19 protein-coding genes, 2 rRNA genes and 1 riboswitch are annotated in these 20587 nt (G+C 48.4%); of the genes, 3 read left to right on the top strand and 18 right to left on the bottom strand.

Going from position 1 to position 20587, the window contains the following annotated elements; translation table 11 throughout:
* Window positions 1-41: 41 nt before the first annotated feature.
* The 4 genes from M3152_RS15865 to M3152_RS15880 all read right to left on the bottom strand — a co-directional run bounded on the left by M3152_RS15865 (window position 42) and on the right by M3152_RS15880 (window position 3989).
* Entirely contained in the window at window positions 42-734 is a 693-nt protein-coding gene (locus M3152_RS15865; protein ID WP_251696611.1) for a heptaprenylglyceryl phosphate synthase, read from the bottom strand.
* A 105-nt stretch (window positions 735-839) separates the two neighbouring features.
* On the bottom strand, window positions 840-1157 hold the full coding sequence (locus M3152_RS15870; RefSeq protein ID WP_251696612.1) for a YerC/YecD family TrpR-related protein: 318 nt from the start codon (window positions 1155-1157) through the stop codon (window positions 840-842).
* A gap of 24 nt (window positions 1158-1181) precedes the next feature.
* On the bottom strand, window positions 1182-2261 hold the full coding sequence (locus tag M3152_RS15875; RefSeq protein ID WP_251696614.1) for a DUF3048 domain-containing protein: 1080 nt from the start codon (window positions 2259-2261) through the stop codon (window positions 1182-1184).
* Between the two features lie 9 nt (window positions 2262-2270).
* Entirely contained in the window at window positions 2271-3989 is a 1719-nt protein-coding gene (locus M3152_RS15880; protein WP_251696616.1) for an adenine deaminase C-terminal domain-containing protein, read from the bottom strand.
* Window positions 3990-4175: 186 nt separating this feature from the next.
* On the opposite strand from M3152_RS15880, the gene M3152_RS15885 reads away from it, so the two are divergent.
* Genes M3152_RS15885 through M3152_RS15895 form a run of 3 tightly spaced genes read left to right on the top strand, consistent with a single transcriptional unit; the run spans window position 4176 to window position 7743 of the window.
* Window positions 4176-5528, top strand: a complete 1353-nt coding sequence (locus M3152_RS15885) for a spore germination protein (protein WP_251696618.1) — start codon at window positions 4176-4178, stop codon at window positions 5526-5528.
* Window positions 5525-6643 carry a GerAB/ArcD/ProY family transporter gene (locus M3152_RS15890; RefSeq protein WP_251696620.1) on the top strand — a complete coding sequence of 373 codons (1119 nt, stop codon included), beginning with the start codon at window positions 5525-5527 and terminating at the stop codon, window positions 6641-6643. Before M3152_RS15885 ends, M3152_RS15890 begins: the two co-directional genes overlap by 4 nt.
* Complete coding sequence (locus tag M3152_RS15895; RefSeq protein ID WP_251696622.1) at window positions 6622-7743, top strand: Ger(x)C family spore germination protein; 1122 nt, start codon at window positions 6622-6624, stop codon at window positions 7741-7743. The genes M3152_RS15890 and M3152_RS15895 overlap by 22 nt, the downstream gene beginning before the upstream one ends.
* Window positions 7744-7794: 51 nt before the next feature.
* Here the strand turns inward: M3152_RS15895 and purD are convergent, their stop codons facing one another.
* The 14 genes from purD to M3152_RS15965 all read right to left on the bottom strand — a co-directional run.
* Window positions 7795-9054, bottom strand: a complete 1260-nt coding sequence (gene purD / locus M3152_RS15900) for a phosphoribosylamine--glycine ligase (RefSeq protein WP_251696624.1) — start codon at window positions 9052-9054, stop codon at window positions 7795-7797.
* 18 nt (window positions 9055-9072) lie between these two features.
* Entirely contained in the window at window positions 9073-10608 is a 1536-nt protein-coding gene (gene purH / locus M3152_RS15905) for a bifunctional phosphoribosylaminoimidazolecarboxamide formyltransferase/IMP cyclohydrolase (RefSeq protein WP_251696626.1), read from the bottom strand.
* The gene (purN, locus tag M3152_RS15910) at window positions 10605-11195 is read right to left on the bottom strand and encodes a phosphoribosylglycinamide formyltransferase (protein ID WP_251696628.1); all 591 of its coding nucleotides are present in this window, start codon (window positions 11193-11195) and stop codon (window positions 10605-10607) included. Before purN ends, purH begins: the two co-directional genes overlap by 4 nt.
* On the bottom strand, window positions 11192-12250 hold the full coding sequence (purM, locus tag M3152_RS15915) for a phosphoribosylformylglycinamidine cyclo-ligase (RefSeq protein ID WP_251696630.1): 1059 nt from the start codon (window positions 12248-12250) through the stop codon (window positions 11192-11194). Before purM ends, purN begins: the two co-directional genes overlap by 4 nt.
* Window positions 12251-12262: 12 nt before the next feature.
* Window positions 12263-13690: an amidophosphoribosyltransferase gene (gene purF, locus M3152_RS15920; protein ID WP_251696632.1), complete on the bottom strand. Its 1428-nt coding sequence runs from the start codon at window positions 13688-13690 to the stop codon at window positions 12263-12265.
* Window positions 13666-15897 (bottom strand): phosphoribosylformylglycinamidine synthase subunit PurL, encoded by a 2232-nt coding sequence (gene purL, locus M3152_RS15925; protein WP_251696633.1) that lies wholly within the window; start codon window positions 15895-15897, stop codon window positions 13666-13668. The genes purF and purL overlap by 25 nt, the downstream gene beginning before the upstream one ends.
* On the bottom strand, window positions 15881-16567 hold the full coding sequence (gene purQ / locus M3152_RS15930) for a phosphoribosylformylglycinamidine synthase subunit PurQ (RefSeq protein WP_251696635.1): 687 nt from the start codon (window positions 16565-16567) through the stop codon (window positions 15881-15883). Before purQ ends, purL begins: the two co-directional genes overlap by 17 nt.
* On the bottom strand, window positions 16564-16818 hold the full coding sequence (purS, locus tag M3152_RS15935; RefSeq protein WP_251696637.1) for a phosphoribosylformylglycinamidine synthase subunit PurS: 255 nt from the start codon (window positions 16816-16818) through the stop codon (window positions 16564-16566). Before purS ends, purQ begins: the two co-directional genes overlap by 4 nt.
* A gap of 53 nt (window positions 16819-16871) precedes the next feature.
* Window positions 16872-17990 (bottom strand): 5-(carboxyamino)imidazole ribonucleotide synthase, encoded by a 1119-nt coding sequence (gene purK, locus M3152_RS15940; RefSeq protein WP_251696639.1) that lies wholly within the window; start codon window positions 17988-17990, stop codon window positions 16872-16874.
* Window positions 17987-18475, bottom strand: a complete 489-nt coding sequence (gene purE, locus M3152_RS15945) for a 5-(carboxyamino)imidazole ribonucleotide mutase (protein WP_251696641.1) — start codon at window positions 18473-18475, stop codon at window positions 17987-17989. Before purE ends, purK begins: the two co-directional genes overlap by 4 nt.
* A 170-nt stretch (window positions 18476-18645) precedes the next feature.
* A riboswitch (purine riboswitch) is annotated at window positions 18646-18746 on the bottom strand.
* 84 nt (window positions 18747-18830) lie between these two features.
* The gene (locus M3152_RS15950) at window positions 18831-19022 is read right to left on the bottom strand and encodes an NETI motif-containing protein (RefSeq protein ID WP_251696643.1); all 192 of its coding nucleotides are present in this window, start codon (window positions 19020-19022) and stop codon (window positions 18831-18833) included.
* Window positions 19019-19546, bottom strand: a complete 528-nt coding sequence (locus M3152_RS15955; RefSeq protein WP_251696645.1) for a DUF2179 domain-containing protein — start codon at window positions 19544-19546, stop codon at window positions 19019-19021. Before M3152_RS15955 ends, M3152_RS15950 begins: the two co-directional genes overlap by 4 nt.
* Before the next feature lie 746 nt (window positions 19547-20292).
* A 5S ribosomal RNA gene (gene rrf / locus M3152_RS15960) occupies window positions 20293-20408 on the bottom strand.
* Window positions 20409-20495: 87 nt separating this feature from the next.
* A 23S ribosomal RNA gene (locus M3152_RS15965) occupies window positions 20496-20587 on the bottom strand; the annotation flags it as partial.

The raw sequence follows: 20587 nt of genomic DNA on the forward strand, positions 1-20587 counted from the left end.
TTTCCAAAGAACATCTGTTCTTCATTATATCTTAAAACTCCTCAAAGAGATACCGATTTCACTGCTTCGACTGTCGAAAGGGCAGCCTTCAGATCATCATAAATGATATTGCCCACAATGACCGTGTCCGCAAGCTCCGCCATCATTTTTGCGTCGGCCGCATTGCGGATACCGCCGCCGTAAAATAACTTCGTCTGCTCAAGGGCACGCGCCGCTGCTTTGACGATGGCCGGATCGCCAAGCGTTCCGCTATATTCCAAATAAAATACCGGCAGCTTGAACAGATGCTCCGCCATCCGCGCATAGGCGATGACATCCTCTTCGTCGGGAGCCTCCTTCACGCCGGTGAGTCGCGCTGCTTTGCAATCGGTGTTGACGATTACATAACCCTCCGCGATGACTTCATCCCAATCCATCATATGGCCGTACTCCTTCAAAGCGGCATGATGGATGCCGTTCACCCATTTCGTATCGGTCGAATTCAGGACCGTCGGAATGAAATAGTAATCGAATCCCATCGACACCGAATCCACAGTCGACACCTCAAGCGCTACAGGCACGGAGAATCTTCGGATGCGCGCCAGCAGGTCAAGGACGTTTTCGAGTGTCACGCCATCCGTTCCTCCAATAATGATACCGTCCGTTCCGGATTCCGCAAGCTGTTCAAGCTCTTCGTCCGCCAATTGTTTTGCAGGGTCCACTTTAAAGGCGTGGCGCCAATTCATATAGTCCATTATATCTTCCACCTACTATTGCTTTTTAGATGCGCTCTCGTTACCTCGCGCGTCCGCTATTCCCCAGTATACCAAAAAAACCGGACGGATAGTTTCTCCGCCCGATCACTTCTTATCATTATTGTCCGCAAGCTCCGGATAGAGGCGGTTAAGCACGGTGTTGTAGCCCCCGGATCCGTAATCGACGCACCGTCTCACCCTTGAGATTGTCGCAGTGCTTGCGCCGGTTTCATTTTGAATCCGGTCATACGTCTTTTTCTGTCTCAATGCATGTGCGACTTCCAAACGCTGTGCCAACGACTGCAACTCGCTCATCGTCGCAAGGTCGTCAAAGAACATATAGCATTCTTCAAGATCCTTCAATTCCAATATCGCTTTAAACAGCTGATCCGTTTGTTCGCTTCGGATTTTATCGATTTGCATAGTTCCCCCTCTTTCTATCAAGATTTAAGGCGTATACGTTACAGAATTTGCAATCCCGGGATACGTAGGAATGACATGGATCCACGTCTTGCCGGGAACTAATTTTGCAGGAACTCCATTTTCCACCGGTACGAGGAATCCATCAACGTTTTTCCATTCCAGCTCTTTCACGGAGCCAGCTTGGAATAGCATTGCCTTGCCGCCGCTTTCGATATCGACAGATTGTCTTCCGACATTGTCGATCGTACGATGGTTCGCTTCCATAACGATGATGTTCGACAGGCCGACTTGTTCTCCGTTCCCTTTATCCATCGTAAGGATTCCATTCACCATCCGATTATACGTTTCCGTCTCCGGATCGTAGGAGAATGTGTTGATGAAATCCTTATTGGAGCTGAAGCGGACGACGATCATCGATGTGCTATCCCCTATTTTAGCATCCTCAATCGATTCGTGGAAAGCAAACGGAGGAACCTTCGCGATTTCGTCAGATGCGCCGACCTTCTCCATCGCAGCGATTATGTTCTCGCCGGTTATATACGAATTATGGGGAGCTTTACGGTCAGTGGATCGTTTGAATAAAGTTCCGTCATATTGCATGCCATTCACATTGTCGACATATCTGTTCGCCAACAGCTTCTGCGCATCCGGGCTATAACCGTGCGCTACGTAAAAAGCATCCATCCCTTTTGAGAGATAAATGAAATAGTCACGAGCGCTTCGAATCGGGCCGACCGTTTCCGGCAACTCGCTTTGGAACAAAGCTAATAATCTCGTGACATTCCCTTCCGCCATGAATTCATAAATGATATCCGCCTGGCTTATCCCCGATTGTGGCCTTGCTTGCGGGTGATTGTTGATTGTTGCAAGGACTGGCCTCGTCCAGTTCTCCTCTTCTTTCAACACGCCGGTGAACGGCGCCTGATAACGGAGGGAACCGTCTTCCTCAGTCTCTTCACCGGACTCTTCCATTTCGACTTCTTCCATCTCTTCCGGCTCCGGTACAATCTCTTCCGCGCCGGCTTTCTCTTTTTTTGAACACGCTGACAGCAACAGCAACATGATGGCAACTCCCAGTAGCCACCCTCTCTTTTTCCCTTTCATCCGTTCCTCCTATCTTCCCGTCGCCGGAATGATTACTTCATTTTTCATAACTTCATAGAGCCCTATTTGTGTCGCCCGTACATATGGCAAGTGTGTCGACTGGAGGAACAGGAACGTGTAGACAGCATCGCCATGTTTGTACCCCCGCTCTGCTAATGCCTTTTTCAGTATAATCTCCCGGTCAATTAAAACATCCATACGTTCTGCCGATAACCCCCCGCCGATCGGCAGCGGAATTGACGCAGCTATATCACCGTCTTCAACGAGAACCATGCCGCCCTTCATCCGTTTCATTTCATCGAACGCAAGCATCATCGCTTGTTTGTCCTTACCGATGAGGATGATATCGCCGGTATTGGAATAGGACGACGCAAAGCCTTGCACGTGGTTCGCGAAACCTTTAATGACCGTATTCACCCGCCACTTCCCATTTCGATCAATCAGCATGAGGAAACTTTCATCGTGCTCATTGGAAAGCTTGTCCGCCGATAAGTCAATTGTCACTTCATATGGCTTTGTAATAACGTCATTCACCATAGTAATGCCAACTGTTTCTTTGAAATCAAAATCCATTTCATCCAAATCGAAATCCAATTCGAATGACGGGACGAGCGACCAATCGACTTGCTTGAACGGAGCAGTTGGCGCGTTTTCACGTTTCAGCCATTTACCTTTTGACAGGACGTCCGTCGGTACCGGGTTCAATTCGTCCTCCAGGAAATTGAGCGTTGCATATCTCCCTGTTGCGATGATGCCATGCTTATCATCGATGCCGTAGTAGCGGGCAACATTATAAGAAGCCATCAAATAAGCGTCAACCGGTTTAATCCCTGCATCGAGTGCGACTTGGATGCATTTGTCTATCACCCCATCGATATGGAAGGAAGGCGTCGAGCCATCCGTCGTCATCATAAGATGGTCGAAAACATCCAATTCCTTGTCCAATATACCTTTCAACAAAGCAGGCAAATCCGGACGGATCGATGAATGACGCAACGTCGCTGCGTATCCTTGCAATAGTCTCGCTTCGACTTCCTCGGTTGTCATCGCTTCATGATCGCCATCAGTTCCGAGCAATTTCATCCTCGCAAGCGTCCGCTCTGAAGCCCCCGGGAAGTGGCCTTCGATCTTTTTCCCCGCTTGTTTTGCTGCAAGGACAGACGCCATCAGATCCGGATCGCCTTTCAATAGACGAGGCCAACCTGTTAGCTCTCCACCCATGAGAACATCGTCCCGCTTCAGCCATTCACCAATCGCTTCTTGGTTGAAAACGTCCGTTTCATTTTGCAAAACCGTTTGCGAATCAAACCGTGCCCACCAATAAAATGAAAACGGCAGCTCATTCAATTGGTCAATCAATTTGAATGACTTTTCATTTCCGAGCAGCATGAAGAACGTCAAGTTGTCCGACAAGAACGTCGTCGTTCCGAGCCTGCCAGCATAGTCGGCGAATGTTTCGGGATTGTACAATTGGAACGGATGGACATGTGGCTCGATATAGCCGGGAACGATTTTTTTACCGGTTGCATCGACGATTTCCGAGCCTTCTGTCATGGCTGGCATTCTGCCGCCTGCATAGACGATCCGATCCTCTTTAATCCAAATATTGCCCGTCACCCATTTCTTGAAGATGGAATGTAGATACGTCGCATTTTGAATGATGAGGTCCGGGGCAACTTTTCCATTGATGACCCCGAGTTGTCGTTGTATTTCATGTTGGTCCCACATATCGATAAACCCCTTTTAAGAGAATTCTATATATTTTATCCTAGCATAGCATCCATTTGAAATATAGATGTTTTGAATCATTTGCATGAAATTTCAGTCGCATTGCTAGTAAGTGTATCAATTCGCTTTTACCGGGCACGCTAAGGTCAAACTTTTTTCCATGCTCCAGTGAAAGGAGAGTTGCAAATGACCGGTAAGCAGGCCCCTCCTTTATTCAACGAGATGTCCGCAAAGTTCAAGCCTTCAGACGACATCATTCAGACGCCTCTGCAAATGAAAGGCCAGTACGCATTTCTATTTTATGTGAAATCGGTCGTAGATGGCGATAAGCTTCAACAGACAGTCATTCGACCTTTTTTTGAAATGGCTTCCGAAGAAGACTTTGCTTCCTATATTCAATCTTTGCCGAATCAATCTGAAGTACCTGATAAAAACCAACTGCCCATTAAGATAAGTGCCGGATCTGTACTGATGGCTGTTGAAGACAGCCTTTTCTTACTCGATCTCCGCCTCGTCAAAAACAATGAAGTGCAAGAAACGACGATGGAGCCGACAATTCATGGACCTCAAAAAGGATTAAGTGAGGACATTGAAACGACAATCAATCTGATCAGGCAACGGTACCATAAGGCCACTTTGACAGTTGAAAATTTCGCTACTAGCGATGTCACCAATATTCCGGTCGCTATACTCTATGACAGCGACCGAGCCGATCCCAAAATTCTAGCTAAAATAAAGGACCAGCTTGGTAATCTTAATACGCCATTATTCCAATCAGGGGGGGAGCTCCAACATTTCCTGAACAGAAGCAGATTCACCCTCTTCCCTACGACAATGGTAACGGAACGTCCCGATCGTATCGTCTACAATTTGGTCGCTGGAAAAATCATCATTGTAATAGACGGGAGTCCGAATGTCATTGTTGCACCTATTGTCTTCTTCGATTTCATGGCATCAATGGAAGACAATTACCATGTTTCTGTCATATCAGGGTTTACAATTATGTTACGGTATTTGGGTTTATTCACATGTATTTTGCTTCCAAGTTTATATATAGCGATGACATCTTATAACCCCGAAATACTTAGGATTGAACTGGCCCTTACCGTTGCAGGCAGCAGAATCGGCGTGCCATATCCTTCGTTTATCGAAGTTATTTTCATGCTTTTTTTCATGGAATTACTGACAGAGGCGAGCATGCGGCTACCGAAAGCGGTCAGTGGCACCGCTACGACTGTCGGCGGGCTTATACTAGGGACGGCAGCAACGGAAGCAGCACTCACATCAACCATAATGGTCATTATTATTTCAGCTGTTGCAATCTCCACATTCGTCATACCGATTAATGAAATGAGCTTTGCAGTTCGTGTTGTACGGTTCCTTTTGATTATTTACACTTCACTTTTCGGGTTGGTCGGACTATTGCTCGGTTTCATGGGATTCATCATGTTTTTAGCGAACAAGGATAGCTTGGGCGAACCGTATTTACGGATTCCATGGAAGGGCAAGAATGCTGAATTGGGGATGGACAATAAATGAACCGCTTCTTAATTTATTTGATTCTAATTAATACCCTGACGAACATGGTTTCTATTACGCCAAGAATTCTAATTGCCGGGGGCAACACAGGTACAGTCCTCGGCATGGCTTTTGCGATTAGTACTGGAATTGTATTGACCTATTTCCTAGTAATCCTGTTCAGCCGTTTTCCCGGTCAAGGCTTGCCGGAGATTTTGAAGGCTTACACACCTAAATGGTTTGCTGTTCCCGTTCTCCTATTTATGGCTGCAGCCTGGTATGTCGCAGGTCTCTTTACACTTATGATTTATACATTCATCATCCTCCGTTTCTTGACACCCGAAATGTCAATCTACACGATTGTTTTGACGTTCGCCCTCGTTGTCACGTATGGAGTGTTAATGGCAACTAGAAATATTATATATATGAGTGAAGTCATCTTTATTCTTGTTGTCCCATTTATCGTCTTCGTTCAAATGAAGGGCTATCTAGACCCTTCTTTAAATTGGGATTATATCCGGATTGCTCTCATGCAAGTTAATCAGCTGCCGGATTATGGGGCTTTTACGTCTTCACTTTTCATCGTCATAGGAACTGCAAACTTAGTTATTTTCAATCGGGCTTTCACAACTTTGAAAAAACCGACTCTGAAAGGAATGGCTATTCTTACGGTTGCTTTTATGTATATCCTCGCGACGACTTATCTACTTCCAATCGGCTTCGGGGGGTTCGATTCCCTTGAGAATGCATTGTATCCGTGGATCATGACAAGTGATTCCATCCGGATGAAATTCGGGGTCGTTGAAAGGATTGTCTTTATATTCATCGGCTCCTTTTTGGCTCTTGGCGTTGTCAGTATGATCATACATTGGCATGTTTCCATCCACTTATTTTCGAGCGTCTTTCAATTGAAGCGTTTAAAATGGAAGTCATATAATTTGACCCTTCCTTTATTTATCGTCTTTTTCTGGATTGTTGCAATGACTCTGACGAAACGGATGACAGTGGAAGGACTTTATAGAACAGTCGAAATGTATGACGACTTCGTTTTACCGGCCATGCTCATCTTGCTAGTCGGTTCTTTACTTTTAGCGAAGAAAGGGGCTTCTTCTAAATGGCGGGAAAACAAAAAATGATGAAAGGGTGCATTGCCTTCATCCTTTTGCTATCCTTGCTCTTTCAAGCGGGATGTGCTTTCAAGGATATTGACAAAAGGGTGTTTGTCCTTGGATTCGGTATTGACCCGTCGGAAAAAATGAGGAACGGCTTCAGAGTCACTTTGAAATTGGCCAAGCAAGTCGGTGATATAAAACAATCAACATCCCCGCCTTATCTCTATATTTCCCATGATGCCGAATCAGTTGCAGAAGCCATCCATGAGATGGAAACCCGTGTCGATAAAGTTTTGGATTTCGGACATAGCAAAATCATCGTTATACACAAGGAATTACTAACAAAGGATTTAGATACCTTCATGGACTTTTTCACGAGGCGCGGGGATATCCAGATGATTTCTTACGTCGCTGTAGCTGATAAAACGGCTGAAGAGATCATCTCTTTTGAACCGACAACTGAAGCTCCTGCATCGATTGCTCTTTATAACTATTTCGATAATACCGGAACGGAAAGCCCATTTGTCGTGACAACATTTCTATTTGAGTTCAGACGGGAGGTTTTAGGGGAAGGCCTCGATACAATTATGCCGATCATCGGGACAGATGAAGAAAATCATGATTTCGTTATTGACAAGTCGATTATTCTTAAACGGGGAGCACCACCAGTGGAATTGACACCAGAGGAAACAAAGTATTTTAATTCCCTTATGAATAAAGCTTATGGCTTCAGTTACAAAATCAAAGAAGATGATCTGATCATGATATTGAACTTTGACGAAATCAGGATGAATTATAAAATCCTCCTCAATGATGGCGATCCGCGAATTGATATGAAAATTACGAAGGTCGGTGTTGTCGGCGAATCCAACAAGCGTTTGAACAGTAAAAAGCTAGAGAAATACAATAAGATAGCTGGTAAAGAAATCGGAAAGACAGTTACCGACCTGCTGATAAAACTCCAAGAAAATAATGTCGATCCATTCGGTTTCGGCCTCCGATATCGGGCGACACGACTATCGCGTAAAGGTCTTGATAAAGAATGGGAGAAGCGCATTTATCCCGACATCAAATTTAATGTCAAAGTGAATATAGAGCTGAAAAGCACTGGAGCGGTTGAATAGAATCAGTTAAAAGGGGTTGTCACAGAAGTTTTTCTGGACAACCCCTTTTATTCATTTACTTTGGAATGCGCGCCAACCGATGTCCATCCGGTAGAAAAATCCATTCCATTCGGTTTGATTCAATCTTTCGTACACTAGAGTTTTCGCCTCTTCCAACGTTTCCGCTTTTGCCGCAGCGAGCAGAACTCTTCCGCCATTGCCGACAAAATGAGCATCAACGGCTTTCGTGCCGGCATGGAAAACGTCTAGTCCGTTCAACACATTAAGATTGGGAAGTCGCGCCCCATTCACAACGTTGCCTGGATAACGGTCGGACGCGATGACAACACCAAACATAGCATCATCATGCCACTCCAATTCAAATGGCTCTTTATTCATAAGCGCCATCATGAATGCCCCGAAATCCGAACGCATTCTTGGCAACACAACCTGTGTTTCCGGGTCACCGAAGCGTGCGTTGAACTCGATCACTTTCGGTCCTTCTTCCGTCAAGATGAGTCCCGCGTACAGGATTCCCGTGAACGGCGTCCCTTCTTCCGTCATGGCATGGACTGTCGGAACGACGACTTTCTCATACGCTTCTTCAATCACATGCTCCGGAATATGCGGAACCGGAGAATAAGCACCCATCCCGCCTGTGTTCGGCCCTCTATCGCCATCATACGCACGCTTATGATCTTGCGCGATGACCATCGGGTAGATCTGTCCATCATGGATGAAAGACATATACGAAAACTCTTCGCCGTCCAGGAATTCCTCGATGACGACGCGGGAAGATGACTCCCCGAAACGCTGATTGCCGATCATATCGTCAACTGCTACAATCGCTTCCTCCAACGTCATTGCGACAACGACGCCTTTCCCCGCTGCGAGTCCATCCGCTTTTACGACAATCGGCGCACCTTGCTGACGGATGAATGCCTTTGCTTCCTCAGCGTCCGTGAACGTCCCGTATGCTGCCGTCGGGATACCGTATTTACTCATTAATTCCTTTGCGAAAGACTTGCTGCCCTCGATTTGAGCAGCAGCCTTCGTCGGTCCGAAAATACGCAAGCCTTTTTCTGAGAAAAAATCGACGATCCCTTCCGCCAACGGCTGCTCAGGACCTACAAACGTCAAGTCAATCCCTTGCTCGATAGCGAATGAAGCTAGCGCCTCAAAATCAGCCGCATCGATTCCGATACATTCCGCATCGTTCTTCATGCCGTCGTTTCCGGGTGCAACATATACGTTTGAAACGGATGGCGATTCATTGAACTGCCTTGCAATCGCATGCTCCCGGCCTCCGCTGCCGATTACGAGTACTTTCATCTGTATCTTCTCCTTCAATCAATGTTTGAAATGACGTACGCCTGTGAATACCATTGCAATGCCATATTCATTCGCCTTCTTGATGGAATCCTCGTCCTTCACGGATCCCCCGGGCTGGATGATTGCCGTAATGCCCGCTTTCGCTGCCGCTTCCACGGTATCATCCATCGGGAAGAATGCATCCGAGGCTAGCGCTGCGCCTTTCGCACGTTCTCCCGCTTGCGTTAATGCAATCGCAGCAGCTCCGACACGGTTCATCTGCCCCGCTCCGACGCCGAGCGTCCTTTGCGAATCAGATACGACGATCGCATTCGACTTCACATGCTTGACGACTGCCCAACCTAACTTCATTGCTTCCCATTCAGATTCCGTCGGTTCACGGTCTGTTGCAACTCGGATCTCTGCATCGTCAAAGCCGTATGCGTCAGGTTGCTGCATGAGCAGTCCACCTTCAACCGACACTGTATTCCAAGCTTCTTGCTTATGCTGTTCAAACGGGATTGTGAGTAGACGGATGTTTTTCTTCTTCGTCAATACATCAATCGCTTCGTCTGTGAACGAAGGCGCGATGACGATTTCGAGGAAGATGCCCGAGAGCTTTTCAGCTGTTGCATCATCCACTTCACGGTTCAAGGCGATAATGCCTCCGAAGATGGAAACCGGGTCGGCTTCGTATGCTTTATTGAACGCCTCGGCGATTGTTTCTCCGACACCTACGCCGCAAGGGTTCATATGCTTAACTGCCACTGCCGCCGGTTGGTTGAATTCCTTGACGATTTGGATGGCCGCATTGGCATCTTGGATATTGTTATAGGAAAGCTCTTTTCCGTGAAGTTGCTCCGCATTCGCGATGGAGAAATCTGAACCGAGCGGACGGCTATAGAACGCCGCTTTCTGATGCGGGTTTTCGCCGTAGCGGAGCGGCTGTTTCAACTCGTATGTAAACGTCACTTGCTCAGGGAATTGTTCGTCTGCAAGGTCAGTCAAATATCCGGAAATGAGTGCATCATACGCAGCTGTATGACGGAAGACCTTCGCTGCAAGGCGGCGGCGTGTTTCAAGTGTCGTCTGCCCTTCCGTTTGCAGCTCTTCAAGTACTTGGCCGTAATCTGCCGAATCGACGATGACTGTGACGTAGGCGTGGTTTTTTGCGGATGCACGAAGCATTGCCGGACCGCCGATATCGATATTTTCAATTGCGTCATTGATGGCTACGTCAGGTTTCGAAATCGTTTCTTTAAATGGGTATAGGTTCACGCAGACAATATGGATCGGCTGGATGCCGTGTTCTTTCATTTGCGCTTGATGTGCCGCGTCGTCCTGCTTTGCCAGCAGTCCGCCGTGGATCATCGGGTTGAGCGTTTTGACGCGGCCTTCCATAATTTCAGGGAAGCCCGTCACTTCATCGACCGCCGTCACCGCGACGCCGTTTTCCTTCAGATGTTTCATTGTTCCGCCGGTTGACAGAATTTCATAGTCGAGTGCTTCTAGTGCTTGAGCGAATTCTAAGACTCCGTTTTTGTCCGAGACGCTGAGCAATGCCCGTTTTTTCACGAATGAATCCCTCCGTTTGTTAAGATCAACTTCTGCAATGTTTCTTTATAAAGCACATGCTCCACCGCATGTATCGCCTGTGCTGTCAATTCCGCATCGCCTTCCACGACAGGAACCGCCACCTGCGCGAGGATCGGCCCCGTATCCATCCCTTCATCAACAAGATGGACGGTGACGCCGGTAAGTTTCACACCGTGGGCGATTGCCTGTCCGATTGCGTCTTTCCCCGGGAATGAAGGGAGCAGCGACGGATGGATATTGACGATCCGTGAAGGATACGCGGCCAACAACGTCGGTCCGATGAGCCTCATGTATCCAGCAAGCACAATCCATTCAACTTCCTCTTCATGCAATATATCGAGCAAAGCTTCCTCATACGCCTGCTTCGACGGGAAGGCTTTCGGTTCTACTGCGACGACTCGAATGTCCGTCTGTCTCGCCCGTTCAATGACGAACGATGCGGGCCTGTCTGTCATGACGAGGACGATTTCCGCGTCCAGCTCGCCTTCCCGGCATGCTGTTTCAAGCGCTTCGAAGTTGCTGCCGCTGCCGGAAGCGAATACCGCGATTCTTGCTTTTCCGTTCATTCTGCTAAGCTCCCATCATGATCGCCTTTGAAAACGACTCCCGATCCGCGCACGACACGACCGATTTCGTATGCATCCTCACCGTGTTCCGCAGCAATTTGAATGGCTCGCTTTGCTTGTTCTTCTGGAAGGGCGATAACGAACCCAATTCCCATATTGAAGACGCTGTACAAGTCTTTATCCAATAGATCGCCTTTCACTTTCAGCATTTTAAAGACAGGCAGCACTGGCCATGATCCGAGATCTACTTCGACACCGAACCCTTCACCGAACATTCTCGGAAGGTTCTCATAAAATCCTCCGCCCGTAATATGCCCCATCGAATGGACGTCAAGCTCCCCATGGATTTGCATGACAGGCTTCGCATAGATCTTCGTCGGTTCAAGCAAAGCGGCTCCGACCTTGCCGAGCTCCTCGAACCCAGCGATATACTCATCAATCTTATACCCTTGCTCTTCCAGAACGATCTGACGTACGAGCGAGAATCCATTCGAGTGGATGCCGCTTGAAGCGATGCCGACAAGAACGTCCCCTTCAGCGACTTTCTCCCCTGTAACGACCTTGCTCTTTTCACAGGCACCGACCGCAAATCCAGCCAAGTCATATTCATTCACATCATAGAGTCCTGGCATTTCAGCCGTCTCTCCGCCGATCAGCGCAGCACCCGACTGCACGCAGCCGTCCGCAATTCCCTTGACAATTGCCTCAACTTTTTCAGGGACCGCTTTACCAAGTGCGATATAGTCCAAGAAATAAAGCGGCTCCGCTCCTTGGGCAACGATATCATTCACGCACATCGCGACACAGTCGATGCCGATCGTATCGTGCTTATCCGCCATGAACGCCAATTTCAATTTCGTGCCGACGCCGTCTGTGCCGGAAATGAGCACTGGCTCTTTATAGTTAAGCTCCGAAAGATCGAACATCCCTCCGAAACCGCCGAATGCACCTGCAACGCCTTTCCGCGCCGTACGCGCGACATGCGACTTCATCCGTTCAACCGATTCATAACCCGCCTCGATATTGACTCCCGCTTTTTCATACGCCTTTGACATGGAAGTTCCTCCTTATCGCCCGATTTCTTTTTCGTGTGGCAATACTGTATCCGCGTAAATTTCCGTCGGATATTCACCTGTGAAGCACGCAAGACATTGTCCGCAATTTTTCATTTCAGACGGTCTGCCGATTGCATTCAGCATCCCTTCCGCTGAAAGGAACGTCAGTGAATCAGCGCCGATCAATTCCCGCACTTCATCAACAGAACGTCCTGTCGCAATCAATTCGGAATCCGTACTGATGTCAACGCCATAGAAGCAAGGGCTGACGAGCGGAGGCGCCGCAATGACGACGTGCACTTCTTTCGCACCCGCATCCCTCAGCATTTTGACGATCCGTCTCGAAGTCGTCCCGCGGACAATCGAATCGTCCACCATGACGACCCGCTTCCCTTCGACGACTTGATGTACTGGAGAAAGCTTCATCTTCACGCCTCTTTCGCGCATCGCCTGCGTCGGTTGGATGAACGTCCTACCGACATACCTGTTCTTAATCAACCCAAGTTCGTACGGAATGCCACTTTCCTCGGAAAACCCAATCGCTGCAGAAATACTTGAATCCGGAACGCCCGTCACGACATCCGCCTCGATGTTGACTTCCCTTGCAAGCTGCTTGCCGCACCGTTTCCGCGCCATATGGATATTGATGCCGTCGATATCCGAATCCGGTCTTGAAAAATAGACGTATTCCATCGAGCAGATTGCCCGGTCAGCAGCTTCCGCGAATCGATCGGAATGCAAGCCTTTATCATTGATGACGATCAACTCGCCCGGTTCAACCGAACGGATCGTTTCTGCGCCGATCAAATCGAACGCGCATGTTTCAGACGCAACAACCCATGCATCTCCTAATTTCCCTAGGGACAATGGCCGCAACCCGTTCGGATCCTGAGCGACGAGCAAACCATCTTCCGTCAACACGACGAATGCGAAGGCACCTTTCAACATCGACAGCGCCTTTTTCACCCGATCCCGCTGCGTCAAAGAACCGCTGCCGCTCCGTTTAATCAAATGGGCAAGCACTTCCGTATCGGAAGTCGTTTGAAAGATGCTTCCTTGCTTTTCAAGACTCTCCTTCAAATCCTTCGCGTTAATTAAATTGCCGTTATGCGCAATCGCCAAACTGCCTGTCATGGAACGGAAGACGAGTGGCTGCACGTTTTCAGCGCCCCGCCCCTCCTCCGTCGTGTAACGGACTTGGCCGATTGCCGAACGTCCCGTCAAGCTTTTCAATGCGTCACCGGAGAACACATCATTCACAAGGCCTTCCCCTTTAACGACATGAAATCCTTTGCCATTCTTCGTTACGATACCAGCACCTTCCTGCCCGCGGTGCTGCAGCGCGTGTAAGCCGTAATAGCTCAGCTGCGCCGCATCTTCATGGCCCCAAATGCCGAACACGCCGCATTCTTCGTTCAGGCCTCTGAGTTCAGCAAGCATGGAATTGCCCCTTTCCAATCGGAACGGAATTCTTCCACCGTCCCGTCAATCAACACCGCATCGTTATCGCCAGTAATTACGATTTTATTTTGATCGGTAACTGTACCGATTTTCACTGCATCCGTTACGATCGCTTCAAACGCTGTCGCAAGTTCTTCTTTTACCGTCACGAGGAAGCGAGATTGCGTCTCACTGAATAAAGCCGTCACCGCAGAACCTGTAACAGTCACTTCTGCGCCAAGGCCTTCCGCGTCAAATGCCTTCTCGCAAAGTGCAATTGCGAAACCGCCTTCCGACAAATCAGTAGCGGACTGGACGAGTCTGCTTTGGATCGCTTTCAAAAGAGCCTGTTGACGAGTTGCTTCTACTTCCAAGTCGATAGCAGGCGCTTTCCCGAAAATCGTGCCATGGATCATTTGTTGAAGCTCACTTCCGCCGAATTCCGTTGCCGTCTCGCCAATCAAGTAAATCGCGTCGCCCGCTTGTTTAAATGAAGTCGTCGTCACTTGCGACAGATCATGCACGAGGCCAACCAAGCCCATCGTCGGTGTCGGATAGACTGGAACTCCGTTCACTTCATTCGACATCGATACGTTTCCGCCGATGATCGGTGCATTCAACGTTCGGCACGCCGCTGCAATGCCATCAGCCGATTTTTCAATCTGCCAGAACACTTCCGGCTTGTCCGGACTTCCGAAGTTCAGGCAATCCGTTGCCGCAATTGGTTCCGCACCTGAACAGACTAGATTACGAGCCGCTTCCGCAACTGCAATCTTCCCGCCCGTTTCCGGGTCGAGGTAAATATACCGGGAGTTGCAATCCGCTGTCATTGCAAGGCCTTTATTCGTGCCGCGTACGCGGATCACTCCTGCTGAAGAGCCTGGCGCTACGACTGTATTCGTGCGTGCCTGCGAATCGAATTGGCTGTACACCCACTCTTTCGACGCGATTGTCGGTCGTTGCAATAAAGCTGATAACGTCTCTTTTAAATCTTCGACAGCCGGCTCTTCATTTTCCATCGCCTGGAATTCACTGAAATAAGCAGGCTCTTCCGATATTTTATAGTAGACTGGCGCGTCTTCCGCTAGAATATCTGCATTAATTTCCGCGACAATCTCACCTTTATGTGTAAGTCGAAGCATTTTGTCATCCGTCACTTTCCCGATCGACACTGCTTCCAGACCATATTTCTTGCACAAGTCAATGATTTCCTGCTCACGGCCTTGCTTCACGACGACGAGCATCCGCTCTTGAGACTCGGAAAGCATCATTTCATAGGCGGTCATGCCTTCTTCGCGCTGTGGAACGAGGTCTAAGTTCAATTCAACGCCATAGCCCGCTTTCGAAGCCATTTCCGCTGACGATGAAGTCAGTCCTGCTGCACCCATGTCCTGGATTCCGATCAAAGCATCCGATTTAACCAACTCTAGGCAAGCTTCCATGAGCAGCTTCTCAAGATACGGGTCACCTGCCTGCATGACCGGCAACTCTTCTTCTTTATCAACCGCAACTTCAGAAGAAGACATTGTCGCACCGTGGATTCCGTCCCTACCCGTCTTCGCACCGACATATAGCACCGTATTATCGACACCCGATGCAATGCCTTTCTGGATATCTTCATGATTTAACAAACCGACAGCCATCGCATTGACGAGAGGACGCTTCGAATAGCAATTATCGAACTGGACTTCGCCTGCAACCGTCGGAATCCCAATCGTATTCCCGTAGCTCGCAATCCCTGCAACCGCCTGTTCGAATAAATAACGGTCGCGCTCATCTGTCAAGTCACCGAAACGCATCGAGTTCACAAGCGCTACTGGACGCGCTCCCATTGAGAAGACATCACGGATGATGCCGCCCGCTCCTGTAGCTGCGCCGATGAATGGCTCGATAGCGGATGGAGAGTTATGCGATTCCATTTTGAAGACTGCCGCCTGGTTATCGCCGATATCGACGATACCCGCACCTTCCCCAGGACCTTGCAAGACGCGCGCGCCTTCTGTCGGGAATTTTCGCAATACCGGCTTCGAGCTTTTATAAGAACAATGCTCCGACCACATCGCCGAGAACAATCCTGTTTCCGTATAATTCGGAAGACGTCCGATCATTTCGACTGCACGATCGAACTCCTCATCGGTCATACCCATTTGACGATACAGTTTTTCATCTTTGACTTGCTGCGCTGTAGGTTCATGCATGGTTGTCATTCTTCTCACTCCAGTTCTTCAGAATTGATCGGAATAAAGGCAAACCGTCCGTCCCGCCGATGATTTCCTCCACTGCACGTTCAGGCAGCGGCATCATGCCGAGGACATTCCCTTGTTCATTCAATACGCCCGCGATTTTCTCTACACTGCCGTCAGGATTGCCGTCTTCATATGTGAAAACAATGCAATTCTGCTCTTTCAATTGTGTTGCAGTGTCTGCATCGACGTAATAATTGCCGTATTCATGGGCGAAAGGAAGCGTAATTTGCTGTCCTTGCTCATAAATGCTTGTGAATGTCGATGTAGTATTTTGAACAGCCAGCTTTGCGTTTCCGCTTCTGAACTTCAATCCTTTATTCCGCAAGAAAGCACCTGGTAGGATTCCTGCCTCGACAAGAATCTGGAATCCGTTCCCTACGCCAAGCACCGGCTTGCCGGAATCCGCGAATGCCTTCAGACTGTCAATCGATTTGGAGCTTTGGGCAAGTGCGCCCGGACGTAAATAATCACCGTAGGAAGCTCCTGTAGGAATGACGACAGCATCGAAATTGTTTAGGTCTGCGTCCTGATGGCTGACGATTTCCGCGCCGACGCCGACGATATCCAAGAGGGCGTGATACATGTCCACATCACAGCTGGAACCTGGGAAACTTAGAACTGCGAACCTCATTTGCCCGCGACCTCCCCGATTTCAAAGCTGTAGTCCTCGATCACTTTATTGACAAGCAGCTTATCGCACATTTCTTTGACACGCGTCTCGATTTCACTGTCCGTCCCTGCAAGCTCAAGCTCGATCAGTCTGCCGATGCGGACGCTTTCGACTTCATTGAACCCCAATGTCTGGAGTGCCTCCTGAGCTGCAATTCCTTGTGGATCAACAACACTTTCGCGTAATGTTACGTAAACGTTCACTTTTGTCATGTCAATTTCCTCCCGAATGGATTAAGTTTGTCATCGATTTAATGTGTATGTTTTTAAGCCCAAATGCCTGTCGAATCGATTTCTTCCAATATCTTCTCTAAATCTTCAGTCATGATCGTCACATGGCCCATCTTCCGTTTCTCTTTCGCCTCGGCCTTCCCATATAGATGGATTGACCAATCAGGATGATTCATGACCACTTTCTTCAAAGGTACGACATGCTCCCCGAGCACATTCACCATGACGGACGGCGCCCAGAGCCTTGGCTTGCGCAATGGCCAGCCGCACACAGCACGGATATGCTGATGGAACTGGGAGACATTACATGCCTCAATCGAGTAATGGCCTGAATTATGAGGACGCGGTGCGAGCTCATTGATGACAATTTCATCGTTCTCAAGCACGAACATTTCCACTGCCAACGTTCCGACAAGTTCCAAGTGATCCGCGATTTTCCTAGCCGCTTTCTCCGCCTTGGCGAGGACTGCCTCCGCAACCCTTGCAGGAACGATCGACTGATGCAAAATATGATGCTTATGGATATTTTCCGCGATCGGCAGGCAATACGATTCCCCTTCAGGATTCCGTTGGATAATGACGGATATTTCCGTCTTGAAAGGGACGAACGCTTCCGCGATGCAAGCTGAATGGGCGAAGAGAGGTTCCGCTAGTTCAAGATCGTTAGCCGACTCAAGCTTCACTTGCCCTTTCCCGTCATAACCGCCGTACGCAGTTTTCACGATGCATGGAAATCCAACCTGATCGATTTTCGCTATTAACTCAGTAAATGAATCAGCAGCGACATAATTGGCGACCGGCGCACCGGAAGCCCGTATTTCCGCTTTTTCCGCTATCCGATTTTGCGTGATTCTTACAAGTTCGGCTCCTTGAGGTACATACGCGATTTGGCTGAGTCGCTCGAGACCCTCATAATCAATATTCTCAAATTCGTATGTGATGACATCACTCACTTCGCCAAGCTCCTCAAGCGCTGCTTCATCGTCATACGGAGCGACGATACGGATATCTGCAATCTGGCCGCATGGTGATTCCATATTTGGATCAAGCACGGCAATCTTGAATCCAGCTTCCTTTGCAGCAAGGCCCATCATGCGGCCAAGCTGTCCGCCGCCGATGATTCCAATTGTCTGTCCCGGCAAAATCGTTTTCATAGCAACTCACCACTGCTTTCTAATGACGCATTCCGCATTTGTGTTCGACGTTCTTCAAGGCGGCTGCGTAGCTTCGAATCGTGGACGGCTAAAAACTGGGCAGCGAGCAATCCGGCATTCGTAGCACCTGCTTTACCGATTGATACGGTAGCGACCGGAACGCCTCCTGGCATCTGAACGATGGATAGCAATGAATCCATGCCATTCAACGCCTTGGACTGAACCGGAACACCAATGACAGGCAATAATGTCTTCGCTGCCACCATTCCTGGAAGATGGGCGGCACCGCCTGCACCGGCGACAATCACTTCAAGTCCCCTGTCCTGTGCCTGCTCTGCATATTCAAACATGAAGTCCGGAGTACGATGCGCTGATACTACCTTCTTTTCATAATCAACACCTAACTCGTCCAGTATGTCGCAAGCATGCTTCATCGTTTCCCAATCACTTTTACTCCCCATGATCACGCCGACTTTCGGTCCCATAGACAATCCGCTCCTTTAGTAGACTGATGAAGAATTTCACTTCGTTAATTTCCCATTAAAAAATCCTTGAATAAGCTGCCTTCCAAATGCATGGAAAGCAGTTCATTCAAGGATATTCACAATGCTCAAGATGAACGTATCCATAAGATATGGCACACCCTTCGCTGAATCCTAGAAATCGCTTTCCACATAGTCCGGACATTTACGGCGTCCTGGTAGAAACGCTGAAGCCGATCCTTCAGCATATATGTGGGTTATCGAACTACACTCAGTGTACCAACTGAATTCGAATACGTCAATAAAAAATACGAACAATAGCCATCCGAGAATGACCATCGTTCGTATAATAAACATTTTACTCATCTAAAATCCCTTTAAACTTAATGACTTGCCGGATTGGGACGTACTCGCCATCCTTCTCCATAAAAACAGGCTCCTCCATCCTGCCCGCCACGCGATAGCCTTCCGCAGCCAACCGCTGCAAACAATCATCAATTCTCTCGCCTTCTCCGACTTCAAACCATACTGTTTTCTTTTTCGTACTCATTTAAATAAGTTTCCTCTCCTCACAGACTTCACCCAGAATCCCCCATGGATCGTCCTTGCTTCATATGCAATAATGAACGCCTTCGGATCAATCTGTTTTATCGTCTCATACAACTTCAATTCATCTTTTCGGGGCGTCAAAATCTGCATCGCCGAACGACTTCCTTCCAATCCGTGCGCAGACCAATCCGTCACCCCATATCCTTTCTCCCGCAACAGCCTCGGCATCTCATAATCAATGCCAGCCGTAATGACATTCACCGTTATATACCCAAGCGCCATCTTCTCCTCAATCTTCGTCCCGACTATGACACCACTGCCGTACCCTAGTGCATACGCAATTATATTCTGTATTTCATTCAGATTATCCAATACCAATCCAAGACCTACAATATAAATGACAATCTCGATCATACTCACGAAGGCAGCAGAATATCGATAGCCCTTCAAAGTAAGAATCATCCTGATGGTAAAGAAGGATACATACACGATGTTTATAAGAAATATGATTAATACCATTTTCATTCTTTAGCAAACCTCCCAAGACTATAGGTTGAAATAAACTGACTGCAGCTACCAACTGTTGATTTCCGTTGCAGGCGGACGCTTTCCACTCCAATCAACTAGATAGTTCAACTGACATTGATTATTTCACTTGATGTAGATTGACTACCATCGTATCGTGCAAAGCAATTGATTACAAGGAATTGTGGCTATCGGATAGTAGGTAATTTAGAGGATTTATGCGTTTTTTGCTGGGGTGATGTGTGCATGTAGGCTTGAGTTGGGCGCGGAACGGTACTCTTTGGGCACGTGGGGGATCGCTTTGGGCGCGGAATTGCACTCTTTGGGCGCGCGGAGGCTCGCTTTGGGCGCGGAACGGCACTCTTTGGGCGCGCGGGGGCTCGCTTTGGGCGCGGAATTGCACTCTTTAGGCGCGCGGGGGCTCGCTTTGGGCGCGGAGTAGCTGACTTTAGGCGCGGGACAATAATACATTTCTGAACTAATCCTGAATCGCGCCAAATGCCTTTGACAAATTAAAGATTTGCTATTCACAAGTAATTATAAACACAAAAAAACCATCCCCAATTGGAGATGGCCTTTGCCCGGCGATGTCTTACTCTCACAAGGGGAAGCCTGTTCCCTGCGCGCTTTACTACCATCAGCGATGAAGAGCTTAACTTTATCGGTATGCAAAGGGATAAACTTATAATAACCTTCGGTTATATTTTCAAACACAAAAAAACCATCCCCAATTGGAGATGGCCTTTGCCCGGCGACGTCTTACTCTCACAGGGGGAAGCCCCCTACTACCATCAGCGCTGAAGAGCTTAACTTCCGTGTTCGGTATGGGAACGGGTGTGACCACTTCGCCGTCGTCACCAGACTATGTATGAACGATACTTATTCGTTCAAAACCGGATAAAACCGACATTGTTGCTGAACTTCAAGTTCAACCGTACTTAAATAACATAAGGTTAAGTCCTCGATCGATTAGTATCCGTCAGCTGCACGTGTTGCCACGCTTCCACCCCGGACCTATCCACCTCATCTTCTTTGAGGGAT

This window comes from Sporosarcina luteola (assembly GCF_023715245.1).
GTDB lineage: Bacteria > Bacillota > Bacilli > Bacillales_A > Planococcaceae > Sporosarcina > Sporosarcina luteola_C.

Excerpts from the sequence above, each read along its gene's own strand:
- purL (WP_251696633.1), bottom strand. The coding sequence starts at position 15,897 with ATGACAACCATGCATGAACCTACAGCGCAGCAAGTCAAAGATGAAAAA.
- M3152_RS15895 (WP_251696622.1), top strand. The coding sequence starts at position 6,622 with ATGGCGGGAAAACAAAAAATGATGAAAGGGTGCATTGCCTTCATCCTT.
- purF (WP_251696632.1), bottom strand. The coding sequence starts at position 13,690 with ATGCTTGCTGAACTCAGAGGCCTGAACGAAGAATGCGGCGTGTTCGGC.
- M3152_RS15880 (WP_251696616.1), bottom strand. The coding sequence starts at position 3,989 with ATGTGGGACCAACATGAAATACAACGACAACTCGGGGTCATCAATGGA.
- purQ (WP_251696635.1), bottom strand. The coding sequence starts at position 16,567 with ATGAGGTTCGCAGTTCTAAGTTTCCCAGGTTCCAGCTGTGATGTGGAC.
- purD (WP_251696624.1), bottom strand. The coding sequence starts at position 9,054 with ATGAAAGTACTCGTAATCGGCAGCGGAGGCCGGGAGCATGCGATTGCA.
- M3152_RS15885 (WP_251696618.1), top strand. The coding sequence starts at position 4,176 with ATGACCGGTAAGCAGGCCCCTCCTTTATTCAACGAGATGTCCGCAAAG.
- M3152_RS15870 (WP_251696612.1), bottom strand. The coding sequence starts at position 1,157 with ATGCAAATCGATAAAATCCGAAGCGAACAAACGGATCAGCTGTTTAAA.
- M3152_RS15865 (WP_251696611.1), bottom strand. The coding sequence starts at position 734 with ATGGACTATATGAATTGGCGCCACGCCTTTAAAGTGGACCCTGCAAAA.
- purS (WP_251696637.1), bottom strand. The coding sequence starts at position 16,818 with ATGACAAAAGTGAACGTTTACGTAACATTACGCGAAAGTGTTGTTGAT.
- purE (WP_251696641.1), bottom strand. The coding sequence starts at position 18,475 with ATGGGACCGAAAGTCGGCGTGATCATGGGGAGTAAAAGTGATTGGGAA.
- M3152_RS15955 (WP_251696645.1), bottom strand. The coding sequence starts at position 19,546 with ATGAAAATGGTATTAATCATATTTCTTATAAACATCGTGTATGTATCC.
- purN (WP_251696628.1), bottom strand. The coding sequence starts at position 11,195 with ATGAACGGAAAAGCAAGAATCGCGGTATTCGCTTCCGGCAGCGGCAGC.
- purM (WP_251696630.1), bottom strand. The coding sequence starts at position 12,250 with ATGTCAAAGGCGTATGAAAAAGCGGGAGTCAATATCGAGGCGGGTTAT.
- M3152_RS15875 (WP_251696614.1), bottom strand. The coding sequence starts at position 2,261 with ATGAAAGGGAAAAAGAGAGGGTGGCTACTGGGAGTTGCCATCATGTTG.
- purK (WP_251696639.1), bottom strand. The coding sequence starts at position 17,990 with ATGAAAACGATTTTGCCGGGACAGACAATTGGAATCATCGGCGGCGGA.
- M3152_RS15890 (WP_251696620.1), top strand. The coding sequence starts at position 5,525 with ATGAACCGCTTCTTAATTTATTTGATTCTAATTAATACCCTGACGAAC.
- M3152_RS15950 (WP_251696643.1), bottom strand. The coding sequence starts at position 19,022 with ATGAGTACGAAAAAGAAAACAGTATGGTTTGAAGTCGGAGAAGGCGAG.